Source organism: Thalassospira sp. ER-Se-21-Dark (assembly GCF_017922435.1).
GTDB lineage: Bacteria > Pseudomonadota > Alphaproteobacteria > Rhodospirillales > Thalassospiraceae > Thalassospira.
Map to the genome: position 1 here is coordinate 736077 of NZ_VDEZ01000002.1, position 12490 is coordinate 748566.

12 protein-coding genes are annotated in these 12490 nt (G+C 53.3%); 7 read left to right on the plus strand and 5 right to left on the minus strand.

Going from position 1 to position 12490, the window contains the following annotated elements; all coding sequences use genetic code 11:
* The first annotated feature begins 22 nt into the window (after positions 1-22).
* Genes FHI25_RS11070 through FHI25_RS11090 form a run of 5 tightly spaced genes read left to right on the plus strand, consistent with a single transcriptional unit; the run spans position 23 to position 4260 of the window.
* Positions 23-592, plus strand: a complete 570-nt coding sequence (locus FHI25_RS11070; protein ID WP_210517822.1) for a DUF3261 domain-containing protein — start codon at positions 23-25, stop codon at positions 590-592.
* Positions 593-594: 2 nt separating this feature from the next.
* Positions 595-1800 carry a beta-ketoacyl-[acyl-carrier-protein] synthase family protein gene (locus FHI25_RS11075; protein ID WP_210517824.1) on the plus strand — a complete coding sequence of 402 codons (1206 nt, stop codon included), beginning with the start codon at positions 595-597 and terminating at the stop codon, positions 1798-1800.
* Complete coding sequence (locus FHI25_RS11080) at positions 1785-2306, plus strand: hypothetical protein (protein WP_210517826.1); 522 nt, start codon at positions 1785-1787, stop codon at positions 2304-2306. Before FHI25_RS11075 ends, FHI25_RS11080 begins: the two co-directional genes overlap by 16 nt.
* Positions 2303-3028, plus strand: a complete 726-nt coding sequence (gene fabG, locus FHI25_RS11085; protein ID WP_210517828.1) for a 3-oxoacyl-ACP reductase FabG — start codon at positions 2303-2305, stop codon at positions 3026-3028. The genes FHI25_RS11080 and fabG overlap by 4 nt, the downstream gene beginning before the upstream one ends.
* Complete coding sequence (locus tag FHI25_RS11090) at positions 3025-4260, plus strand: beta-ketoacyl-ACP synthase (protein ID WP_210517831.1); 1236 nt, start codon at positions 3025-3027, stop codon at positions 4258-4260. Before fabG ends, FHI25_RS11090 begins: the two co-directional genes overlap by 4 nt.
* Before the next feature lie 38 nt (positions 4261-4298).
* Here the strand turns inward: FHI25_RS11090 and FHI25_RS11095 are convergent, their stop codons facing one another.
* The 5 genes from FHI25_RS11095 to FHI25_RS11115 all read right to left on the minus strand — a co-directional run bounded on the left by FHI25_RS11095 (position 4299) and on the right by FHI25_RS11115 (position 10095).
* Positions 4299-5246, minus strand: coding sequence for an SMP-30/gluconolactonase/LRE family protein (locus tag FHI25_RS11095; protein ID WP_246879040.1), 948 nt, complete (start codon positions 5244-5246; stop codon positions 4299-4301).
* A gap of 63 nt (positions 5247-5309) precedes the next feature.
* A complete protein-coding gene (locus tag FHI25_RS11100) occupies positions 5310-6311 on the minus strand; it encodes an ABC transporter permease (RefSeq protein WP_210517833.1) in 1002 nt (333 codons plus the stop codon).
* A 9-nt stretch (positions 6312-6320) separates the two neighbouring features.
* Entirely contained in the window at positions 6321-7346 is a 1026-nt protein-coding gene (locus FHI25_RS11105; RefSeq protein WP_083952776.1) for an ABC transporter permease, read from the minus strand.
* Positions 7343-8908, minus strand: coding sequence for a sugar ABC transporter ATP-binding protein (locus tag FHI25_RS11110; protein WP_210517835.1), 1566 nt, complete (start codon positions 8906-8908; stop codon positions 7343-7345). The genes FHI25_RS11105 and FHI25_RS11110 overlap by 4 nt, the downstream gene beginning before the upstream one ends.
* 74 nt (positions 8909-8982) lie before the next feature.
* Positions 8983-10095, minus strand: coding sequence for a substrate-binding domain-containing protein (locus FHI25_RS11115; RefSeq protein WP_210517837.1), 1113 nt, complete (start codon positions 10093-10095; stop codon positions 8983-8985).
* A 439-nt stretch (positions 10096-10534) separates the two neighbouring features.
* Here FHI25_RS11115 and FHI25_RS11120 point away from each other — a divergent pair, with 439 nt between their 5' ends.
* Positions 10535-11740, plus strand: a complete 1206-nt coding sequence (locus FHI25_RS11120) for a sensor histidine kinase (RefSeq protein ID WP_120226053.1) — start codon at positions 10535-10537, stop codon at positions 11738-11740.
* Positions 11721-12455, plus strand: coding sequence for a response regulator transcription factor (locus tag FHI25_RS11125; protein ID WP_210517839.1), 735 nt, complete (start codon positions 11721-11723; stop codon positions 12453-12455). The genes FHI25_RS11120 and FHI25_RS11125 overlap by 20 nt, the downstream gene beginning before the upstream one ends.
* Positions 12456-12490: the final 35 nt, after the last annotated feature.

The following is a 12490-nucleotide window of genomic DNA, read 5'->3' on the forward strand; positions in this document are numbered from 1 at the left end:
CGGCCTGTCGGCGTGCGAGACAATGAACCTGCCTCAGGTAACCCTGCCGGAAGTGTTTTCAGGCAATGCCGGGCATAAGGTTGCCTTGGCTGACGGGCTTGAATTTACGCTGCCTGCTGCCCCTTGGGATGAAGACGAGACAATTGATGTTGTCCAACAGGTTGAAGCAACCTGGAACAATCAAGCCCATTCGGGAACCGCAACCTTTCAGGGGCGCATCAATATTCAGCCCGATCGCGCGCGAATTGTCCTGATTGATGATCTTGGCCGTCGTGCTGTTGAAATCGAATGGACCGCTCAGGAAATCATAATCCAGAATGCCAACTGGCTACCGCAAGAATTTGATACCAAAAGACTTCTTGCTGACATTGTCATGACCTATTGGCCACTTGATGCTGTTGAAGATGCCCTGCCCGATAATATGTCGGTTCATGAGGGATTTGGTGAACGAACCATTCGGCTTGACGATACGGGCCGTAAATACGCCACCATCGAACACCCGATCAAAGACGTCTGGCAAGGTCAGGCCATTCTCCAAAACCAACAATTGAACTATCGTATCAAGATCAATTCAATACGGACCGGGAATTAAGTATGACCCGGCATCCATTTTATCTGTCATCGCTCGGCATCATTTCCGCGTTGGGAAGTGGTAAGGCAGAGACCGCGGAGACACTTGCCGGACGCAGACCGGCAGACATGATACGGCGCAGCGTTTTTTTACCGGACCGTGACGCAATTCTTGGCTCCGTCACGGCAGACCTGCCTGCACTGCCGCCGCAATTATCAAGACATAATACCCGCAATAACCGTCTACTTTGGGCTGCAGCAAGCCAGATCAGTGATGAGATTGAAGATTTGGTTGGAACCTATGGCCAGCAACGGATTGGCGTTCTGATCGGGACCAGCACCTCCGGGATTGAAGAAGGCACCAATTACTATCAGCATCGCATCGAAGCCGGCGAATTTCCTGATACCTTCTGCTATGAACATCAGGAAATAGGATCCCCATCGGCATTTTTAAGGGATGCCTTTAAGCTTGGGGGCCCTGCCTACTCCGTTTCTACGGCCTGCTCATCAAGTGCAAAGGCTTTTGCGTCGGGTATGCGATTGTTAAAGGCGGATATTTGCGATGCCGTTCTTGTTGGGGGCGTTGACAGTCTGTGTCGGTTGACCGTTGGCGGGTTTGATACGTTGCAATCGCTGTCCATGTCGATTTGCAACCCGATGAGCCGGAACCGCGATGGCATCAATATCGGTGAAGGTGCCGCCCTCTTTATTCTGCGCAAGGATGCAGGCGATATCGAATTGCTTGGTGTTGGTGAAAGCTCGGACGCCTATCACCCCAATGCCCCGCACCCGGAAGGTGTTGGCGCGGCGCGTGCCATGCGCACCGCCTTGGCGCATGCAGGCCTGACAGCACACGACATCGCCTATATCAACCTTCATGGCACGGCAACGCCACTTAATGATGTTATGGAGGCCAAGGCCGTTACAGAAGTTCTGGGTTCAAACGTACCGGCCAGTTCGACCAAACCCCTGACCGGGCATAGCTTGGGGGCAGCTGGCGCAATCGAAGCTGCAATTCTTTGGCTTTCTCTGAGCGAAAACAAGACTGGTGCACCGCTCCCGCAGCATCGCTGGGATGGCGAACGGGATGATGACATTCCGGAGTTGAACCTTGTTGCTGCACAGCAATCCCTGGCGCCGGCTGATCGCTTGGCAATGATGAGCAACTCATTTGCCTTTGGCGGCAGCAATGTCTCTGTCATCCTTGGAAAAGGATGGACGACCTCATGACCAACATGTCACAGCGCCATAATCATGCCCTGCCCCCGATCAGTGAACTGGTCATGCATGCCAAGCCGATGCTGTTGATTGATCGGGTCATGTCCGCTGACGAAACCTCACTGACCGCTCAAGTCGACATCACGGCCAACAGCATGTTCTGCATTCCCACGAAAGGTGTACCAAGCTACGTGGGCATTGAATATATAGCGCAGACTGTTGCCGCCTATAGCGGCTGGCGCGCAAAAAACACTGATCCTGACGCGACACCACGTGTCGGATACCTTTTGGGATCGCGCAAGGTCACGTTGTCAGCCAATTGGCTCCCGATTGGCCGCACCCTGTCGGTTCACATAAGCAACGTCTTTGAAGATGGCGAAATGGGTGTGTTTGACGGGGAGATCCGTTTGGGCGAGGAAATACTTGTCGCCGCACGCATCAATGTATATCAGCCCAAAGACAATGAAACTTCTTTGACATCACCTTCGGACAACAACCAAGAAACAACAGACCAATGACCAGGACCATATTGGTAACAGGCGCCAGCAAGGGCATAGGGGCCGCAGCAGCACGACGTCTTGCACGGGATGGCTTTGACATCGTTCTTCATTATAACTCTGATCGTGATGGCGCTGAATCTGTCGCAAAAGATGTTCTGGCATCCGGGGTTCAGGCCCGGCTGGTTCAGTTTGATATATCCGATCGGGACGCGACACGCGAAGCCTTGGAAAACGATATCGCCGAACATGGCGCACCATATGGCATCATTCTGAATGCAGGTGTCACACGGGATGGTCCATTTCCCGCCCTTGAAGACGACGACTGGGACAGCGTCATTCACACCAACCTTGACGGGTTTTACAACGTTATCAAGCCGCTATTGATGCCGATTATTCAGCAGCGCAAAGGTGGGCGCATCGTTGCCCTGACATCAATTGCAGGAATTGCTGGCAACCGCGGCCAGGTGAACTATTCGGCGTCCAAGGCCGGAATCATCGGCGCGGTCAAGTCCCTCGCCCTTGAACTCGCGAAACGTAAAATCACTGTCAATGCGGTGGCCCCCGGGATCATCGAAACACAGATGACCAAAGACCTCCCCGAAGATGAGGTCAAGGCCATGATCCCGATGCGCCGTTATGGAACAGCCGACGAAGTCGCTGCGACCATTTCATTCTTGTGCAGTGACGATGCATCATATGTTACCCGTCAGGTCATTAGTGTGAATGGGGGCATGCTATGACCCGCCGCGTTGTCGTCACCGGAATGTCCGGCATTACAGCACTTGGAAACGATTGGCCAACCATCAAAGCCCGCATGCAAGCAGGCGAGACAGGCATCGCTCGAATGTCGGAGTGGGATGACAAATACGATCTGCGTACCCGTCTTGCCGCACCTGTGCCGGACTTTTCGCTCAAAACTCGGTTTAACCGGAAACAGTTACGCAGTATGGGGCGCGTCGCGAAGATGGCTGTCGCGGCAACCGACGACGCGCTTGAAATGGCGGGTTTGCGGAATGATACCGCATTGTTCGAAGGCGGGCGGCTTGGCATCGCATATGGATCGTCATTTGGCAGCACACCGCCTGTCCTTGGCTTTACCCGCCTGATGGAACACGGCGATAGCAACGCCATCACCGCGACCAGCTACATTCAGATGATGAGCCATACAGCAGCGGTAAATATCGGTGTTCTTTACGGGATCACCGGGCGGATCATTCCCACCTCGACCGCCTGCACATCTGGCAGCATGGGGATCGGATATGCGTATGAGACAATCAAATATGGCAAGCAAGATGTCATGATCGCCGGTGGTGCTGAAGAACTATGCCCGACAATGGTGGCAGTGTTTGATACGCTGTTTGCAACCAGCGTCAGCAATGATGCGCCAGAAGCAACACCCCGTCCCTATGACGTCAAACGCGATGGCTTGGTGATCGGCGAAGGTGCCGGCACTCTGATCCTTGAAGAATATGAGCATGCCAAGGCACGCGGAGCAAAAATTCTGGGCGAGATTGTCGGGTTTGCGACCAACTCGGATGGCTCCCACATAACGCACCCAGCAAGCAAAACAATGGCCCGCACCCTTCAGGGGGCTCTTGATGATGCTGGTCTATGTGGCAACGATATCGACATTGTCAGTGGACATGGCACGGCAACTGACCACGGAGACATTGCCGAAAGTGAAGCTACTCGTGCTGTTTTTGGTCGTGCGGTCCCGATCCACACCCTCAAGGGGCACTTTGGCCACAGCCTTGGTGCGTGCGGCGCGATTGAAGCCTGGCTGGGGCTGGAAATGATGCGTGAAAGCAATTTCGTGGCGACTGCAAACCTTTCAGAGGTCGATCCCGCCTGCGCCGAGCTGGACTACATCTCAGGCAGTTCCAGAAACATCCAAGCCGAACATTTGATGAGCAACAATTTCGCATTTGGCGGGATTAACACCTCGCTTATTTTCAGGTTCGACGGCTACTAAGCAACTGCGCCGGATCTAAAATCCGCCAACAACTTAGCCTATCGAACCAATGCTTCGCTGTTGACATGTATGGCGTAGACGCTTGTCGTTGCCGTAATCAAAAGCTCGTTCGCCCGTACACCACCGAAGGTTAAATTCGATACCGTTTCGGGCACCAGTATCTTGCCGAGCAACACACCTGTCGGATCAAAGCAGTGCACGCCGTCGGCTGCAGAACTCCAGACATTGCCATAGCAATCAACTCTGATCCCGTCAGGCAAACCGTTATCGATCTCGGCAAAGTCACGACCGTTCTCAAGTCTATTTCCGTCAACAACGTTGTAAACCCGAATGACGGAGGGAACTTCCTCGTTGTGGCTGCTGCCTGATTCCGCGATATAAAGCAGCGTCTCATCGTTCGAGAATGCCAGTCCGTTTGGCTTATGAAATTCGGGCGTCACGCTGGCTAAAGTGCCCGTTTCAGGATCAAGACGAAATACATTGTTGTATGTCTGTTCCGGTGTGGCTTTGTAGCCCTCATAGTTCGACAATATTCCGTAGGTCGGGTCCGTAAACCAGATGGACCCATCGGATTTGACGACAACGTCGTTTGGCGAATTAAGCCGCCTGCCCTCAAATCCATCAGCAAGCGTCGTGATTGCGCCGTTATGTTCGGTTCGTGTCACCGCTCGCGTGCCGTGCTGACAAGTAATCAGCCGACCGTTAACATCGATCGTATTGCCGTTGGCAAAGTCGGAATGATCGCGGAACACGTTGACCGAACCGTCACACATCCAACGGAAAATCTTCTGATTTGGAATGTCAGAAAACAACAGGCACTGATGCGCTGGAAACCAAACAGGTCCCTCTGTCCACAAATGCCCGCCAGAAATTTTTCTTAGTCTGACATTTGGCAACACAAGGTCGCGGAACCGACGGTCCAGAACCTGATAGGGTTCCGCCATACCGAATGCATCTTGATGCTTGTCTGCGGCACAGTTAGCCAATTGAACGTCCTTTGCTAAATGTATCTGATGTCCGAAAGCTTACGCGCCTAGGCGCAAAGGCCGTTAACGCACCAACTGTTGCCGCCCATAAATCAGCAACATCCCGATGATCACGACCCCGAACACCACCTGTCGGAAGGTATCAGCAGGAATATCGACACCAAGTTGGGCAAAATACCGCTGCGGCTGAACCACCGAGAGCATCGATTGCAGGATGGTAATCAAAATCACGCCGGCAACCGTCCCAACATACTTACCGCGACCACCCAGCACATTTGTCCCGCCAAGAATAATCGCCGCAATCGTCGGCAACAGGTATGGATCACCCATCGCCTGATAAGACCTATTGGCCCACCCCGCCAACAAAACGCCCGTCAACGACGCACACGCGCCGGAAAAGATAAAACAAGCCAAAATGACCTTGCGTGTATCAACACCACTCAGAAAAACCGAGCGTTCCTGATTTCCGACGGCATAGATCCGTCGACCAAGAACGGATCGGTTCAGCATGAAGACGATCGCTGCCCCCAAAATGATCCAGATCAGAAGCGGATTGGGAATGCCCGGAATGAAATGCCCGACCGCCAATTCGCGCATGAATTCGGTCGCCCGATCCTGCGGGGCAAAACCGCCGGTGTGATAAACCATAAGGCCTTGCGCCACGGCATTCATACCGAGCGTGAAGATCATGGCTGGCGCACGCAAATATGCCACGCCAAGTCCATTTACCGTCCCGATCAATGCACCACATAGAACACCGAATGGAACGGCAAGTGTAACGCCCCACTCCGGTCCCAGAAAACCTGTGGCACCAGTTGCCATCATGCCGCCGACGCCGATTGTCCAGGGAATGGACAGATCAATATGCCCCAGCAGAATGACAAGCATCACCCCGCTTGCCACCACACCCAGGAAGGATGCGGTATGGAGCTGCTGGATCAAATATTTCGGTGACAGAAAGGCAGGTTCAACCATTGCTCCGATCAGAAGCAGAACAATCACACATGCAAATGCAATAAGGGTTGCCCGATCAAATTGCCTTGCGATTACGCCTGAAACACTCATTTTTCCGCCTTACCGATAAATATCTAGTCTGTTCTTGATTCGGAGCACACGCAGCGACCCGAGGCTGACCGCAACAAGCAGTACGACGCCCACAAAAAGCGGCTGCAAGACTGGGTTGATGTCAAACACGATCAACAGATCACCAACAGTCCGCATGACGAAGGCCCCGAAAATCGAGCCAACCGCGCTGCCGACACCGCCAAACAAAGACGTGCCGCCAATGACAACTGCGCCGATGGAATTAAGCGTGTACTCATTGGCAATCGACATCTTCGCTGCGCCGGAATAGGTCAATGCTGTCAAAAGGATCCCGCCAATAGATGCCAACAAACCGCTTAGGGTGTAGGCCAGCATCTTTGCGCGATTGATCGGAATTCCGGACATATACGCTGCCTGTTCGGATGAGCCGATGGCAAAGGCGGCTCTACCCAAAACTGATCGGCGATACGGTATCCAGATGAACACAACGACCGCCAGCAACAGCAAAACGCTATGCGGAACGGCAAAAGATGATCGCGTCATGAAGTCGGCAAGTTCAAAATTGACCGATCCGCCCGGCTGGGGTCGAACGGCAAGCGCAATACCGAAATAAACCGCACTGGTGGCCAGTGTCGCGATCAGCGGCTGCAACCGTCCATAGACGATAATCAAGCCATTTACGGCCCCGCAAGCCAGCCCAAGCAACAGCACACCAAAAATGCCGAACGTGGTTGCAATCGGCCCATCAACGACAATTGTCGAAGCAAGGCAGTTGGCCAGAACAAAGGTCGCCCCCACCGACAGGTCAAGCCCGCGGGTAATAACCGGCAGTGTTTGCGCCATGGCGACAAGTGCGAGCAATGCGCCCTTGTTGGCCGCGGTATTTATCATGTTGGGCGTCAGGCCCGCTGCCTGCTTCCAGCCATAAACGATGAACATGGTGGCAAAGATAAGCATTGCGATCAGAATACCGCGCTGTGCTGCCGACAGGCGGCCCACCCAGCCGAAGTATTTTTGGCGTGAAACCAGATCTGCTGGTTCTGAGCTCACAGTCATAGCGACGCTCCCTGTAGCTTTTTTGGTTCAGGTCGGTTCGCTGCCTGTTCCGGCAGGTTAAGCGCAGCTGACACCAGATTTGTTTCATTAAGATCATCGCCGGCAAGCGTTCGAACGATCCTGCCGTCATACATCACCAGCACACGGTCACAGCAGCCAATCAGTTCGTCGTAATCGGTGGAATACAAAAGGATTGCACATCCCTCTGCCGCCAATTTTTGCAACAGTTGATAGATTTCCTGCTTGGTGCCGACATCAATTCCACGCGTCGGATCGTTCAACAGAATGATGCGTGGCTTGGTCATCAACCACTTGCCGATAACGACCTTCTGCTGGTTGCCGCCGGATAGCGCCCCGACCGGGCCATCAATGCCATCTGCCTTGATCTTGAGTAGCGCGATCATCTCGTCAATCGCGGCCTCTTCTGCGCGCTTATCAACAACGCCCATCCGGCTCATTTTTTCGACCGCGGCAAAGGACAGGTTTTCACGTACGGTCATTGACAACATCAGGCCTTCGTATTTGCGGTCTTCGGGCACCAAAGCAATGCCGATGTCATCTGACTTCGCCATCTTCGGGCTGTTCAACTTTACCGGCGCGCCATTGATTTCCACCGATCCGCTCGACCCGATCAGGGTCCCAAACAGCCCCAATTGCAGTTGTCGTTGCCCCTGCCCATCCAAACCGCCGAGCCCAACGATTTCCCCCGGGCGCATTTCCAGATCGATGCCATTAAGTTCATCGTTCCAGGAAAAGTCTGAGACCTTCAGGATCGGCTTGGTTGCGGTGGGTCGGGTGCTTTTTGCCGGATAGACACTGCTGTATTCGCGACCGATCATCATCTCGACAACGGCGCTGTCCGATTTTGTGCCGTTTTTGAATGTCTCGACTTTCGTGCCATTGCGATAAACCGTACAGGTATCGGCCAGTTCAGCAATTTCGGGCATGCGGTGCGAAATATAGATGATCGCCATCCCCTCATCGCGAAGCCGATGAAGCATCTTAAAGACCTTATCGACATCGGCCGCTGTCAGGGCAGACGTCGCTTCATCCAAGATCAGAATTTTCGGGTTGCGTGCCAGTGCCTTGGCGATTTCAACCATCTGACGCCGTGACAGTGAAAGATTGCTGACGGTTTCCATCGGATCGATGTTTTCGCCGCCGACACGCGCAAGGGCCTCTTCGGCGATGCGGCGCTGGGCCCGATAGTCGATCATTCCGAATTTAAGTGGCGGACGAGTAATGCCAATGTTGTCGGCTACTGTCAGGTCCGGCAGCAGCGACAATTCCTGAAAAATGCAAGACACGCCCAGATCATTGGCCTGTTGTGGATTGGCAAAGCTTACGGTGTTGCCATCAAGTTCGATCGTTCCGCTATCGGGCTGCACAACGCCCGATAGGATCTTGATCAGCGTCGACTTCCCTGCGCCGTTTTCACCAAGCAGCGCATGGATTGATCCGCGGTGCGTATCGAAGCTGACATTTTCCAGTGCGCGGACACCACCGTAACGTTTGGTGATGCCCGACATCGATAACAGATAAGGAGATTTTCTCTCTGACACGGCAGTTTTCCTAACTTTATTGAATACCGTCGACGCCATGCACGGCATCGACGGTACCCGGACGTTTATTGTTGTTAGTTGTTTTCGCCTGTCTGAGACGCGATTTCTTCAGCCGTGAAGCCAATGTTACAGGCTTCGAAATTGTTACCCGCAAAGAAGCTGCCCGGCAGTTTCGGGAACATCTCGACACCTTCCTTGAACGGGGAATAGGAAATCGAGGTCGGAAGCGCGATTTCTGACGGAACGACTTCACCCTTCAAGGCTGCGATGGCGGTTTTGATGGTCACAGATGACTGTGCCGGCCCCGTTCCACCCGACTGGCAGCTCAGCTCTGCGCTGTTGCAAAGCTGACGAAATGCGTTCTCGGTTTCACCAGAAATCGGGGCCTTGAACACGCCAGCATCGAGCATTGCGGTGGCAACACCTTGTGAGCCGCCCTGAACATAAATACCGTCAAACACACCGCCGGCAGCAATGGCATCCGCAGTTACTTTTTGGCCGTCACCAGGCGCCCAGTTGCCGACAACATCGACGACTTCGATATCACGCCCGGATTCCTTGATTACCTCATGGAAACCTTCATTACGTGCGATGTCGACGGGTTGGCCAGCCGGACCGCGGACATGCAGGAACTTGGCCGAACCATCACCGCTTTGTTCCAAAAGGAACTTACCGGCCGACATTCCAAGTCCTTTTTGATCAACGTTGATCGCGATCTGGTTGGGATCATCAATCACGTTGTCAAACGACAGAACGACGACATTGGCTTCGTTGGCTTTACGCACCACCGATCCGAATGCGCGCGTGTTGTTGGCGTTAATGATAATGGCGTCAAAGCCCTGATCGATAAAGTTGTTGGCCGCAGCAATCTGTGCGGCGATGTCCTCACCAACCGACACAACCTTGAATTCTTCGATCTCGGCCGCGACTTCCGGCTGTGCGGCATAGGCCTTTGCGACTGCAATCATCTGAACGCGCCAGTCATTGGCGATAAAGCCGTTTACAAGCGCAATCTTGTAAGGCCCTTCGCGCGCAGGCCACTGGAAATAGGCAGTATCATCGGAAACCGGTGTGAAGCACGCCGGATCGGCACCCGGACCAGCAACAGTGTTCGGCCCGGCAAACGCAACTTGTGCAGTCATCATCAATGCGACAGTCGCTGTCGTCATCGTCAGTAATTTTTTCATGGTAGTCCTCCCGTTGGATGCGCTGTTCTTTATCGCTTCCTCAGCAGGTCAGCGCCCCTGCCCGCATTGTGCAAGTTCTTGACGTCTCGTTTGTCGCATGCCGACGACGAGCCTTCTGATCACAGATCACAAGGGTCGGTTCTTCTGGTATGTTCAGAGAAATTTCGTTCTCACGCCGTTTTGACGTGAACCGAGATTTCCCCCCTGATGTCAGCATGTGACTTATTGTTTTTGTTTGGCTCTTTGCCGTCGTGCGGCAAAGTTTGGTCAATGCCTGAAAACCAGGCACCAAACCATGACGCAATCTTCATCAGTTCCGATTAAATCGTAAAGAGCAGTTTCCGCAGAACGCATACGGTGTTACGCATCCAAGTTGCGGGTTCCCGCAAGACAAGCGAAATGCCTGTGAATATTATCGAAGAGCTGGAGGAAACCACTCATGTCGGATCTTGCTCATTACCTTCGCATCTCCAACTTGCTTGCGGGGAACCTTGATATTCACTCGGCGCTCAGCTCGGTCAAAACCGAGATCGAGAAGATTATCGAGTTTGATCACCTTGATGTGTGCTTGATTGACACGGACAAAAGGTGGGCAACAGCCTATGAGGTTGGCGTCGAAACAGCCTGGAGCAAGATGCGCTCCCATGTGCGTAAGGCGCCTATCCGCGACATTCTGCTGGGTAAGACCGACCATCTATTGACGGGAAATGCCCTTGAGGATCCCCGTTTCCTTTTCCCGGGCGCGGTAAGTGCGCCGATTATTGACCACGAACTTCGTAGCCGTGTCAGTGTCGGCATGAAGGTGCTGGGTGAAGTCGTTGGATCGTTGAATTGTTCTTCGAAAAAGGAAGATTTCTACGACCAGAGCCACCTTGAACAGATGCGCATTTTGGCCGACATGCTGGCCCCGTATTTCTATGCCTTGCGCGCCAACGAAAAGGCCAACAAGGAAGCGATCATTCGGGCTGAAATCCTTGCACGCGAAGAAGGTCTGCGACTTGGTGCACTCAGCCTTACCGACGCGCTTGAGGCCGAACGCCAGCGCATTGGCATGGACCTGCATGATCAAACCTTGGCTGATCTAACACGCATCGCACGGGATCTTCGCCCGGGCCTTAGTGAGGCACAGTATCTAAGGCTGCAGCAGCAAGTCCAAAACATGATTCAGGGGCTGCGCGATATCATTGATACCTCGATCCCATCGATTCTTGACCTGTTTGGCTTCCACCACGCTGTGCAGACGCATCTGGAACGGGCTGTAAGCTATGACAGCGCAATGCGCTTCAAGGTCGATGATCAAACAGATGGGGCGATTGACCTATTGCCCGAAACAACCCGCATCGCAGTCTTTCGCATCTGTCAGGAAGCCATCAACAATGCCGTGCTGCATTCGAATGCGTCACTTGTTTCAGTCTTGATTACCAAAAGCCCGGATGACTGCCTGACGATCCGGGTTTCGGATAACGGAAACTTCCAGCCCCATCCAAGAAAACCGTCCAGTGGGTTGGAACATATGAAAACACGCGCCCGCCTGATCGGTGCAAAATATGACCTTTCAACTTCCGACGGCACACAAATAACAATTCAGTTGCATCAAGCGACCAGACAACAAGGAGAAACGATCAATGAAAATATTGCTGGTTGAAGATGACAACATGCACGCGGATTTCCTGATGGAAATCGTTGAAAACGCGTTGCCGGAATTTGACGAAATCCTTGTTGCCCACAACGGCAAGGAGGCCGAAAAACTTGCACATATGCATCAGATTTCAGCCGTCGTAATGGACTTGCGCATGAAGGAACATAACGGCATTGAAGCCGCGCGAACGATCTGGGCAGAACGCCCCCACACAAGGATACTTTTCTGGTCGAACTATTCGGATGAGGCATATCTGCGGGGAATCACCCGTATCGTTCCTGATCAAGCGGCCTATGGGTATGTGCTGAAAACCGCAACACCAGACAAGATGCGACTGGCTTTGCGTGCCGTCCTTATCGAAGCACAGATTGTTGTGGATCGCGAAGTTCACCAGATCCAGGCACAGCAGATGCGCTCGCGCAGTGCGCTGACGGAATTCGAATATCTGATATTGCTTGATCTGGCGCTGGGACTTCCTGACAAGGCAATTGCCATGCGCCGGAAACTATCGCTCCGTACCGTCCAGAACCGCTTGCTGTCGCTTTATGACAAGCTTGAAGTTGAGTCACAAGACCAGAACAAAATGGGCATTGTGCTTAACAAACGCACACGCGCTGTTTCCAGCGCCATCGCCCGAAAGGTCATCAATCGTGAGGGCTTGATAAGCGCCAACAAGGAACTGTCCGCCTGGCTTGCCGGTCAACCAGTACCGCTGGATTAGGTTCTTGTTCGGCACCAACAATCAGCAGAACTGGG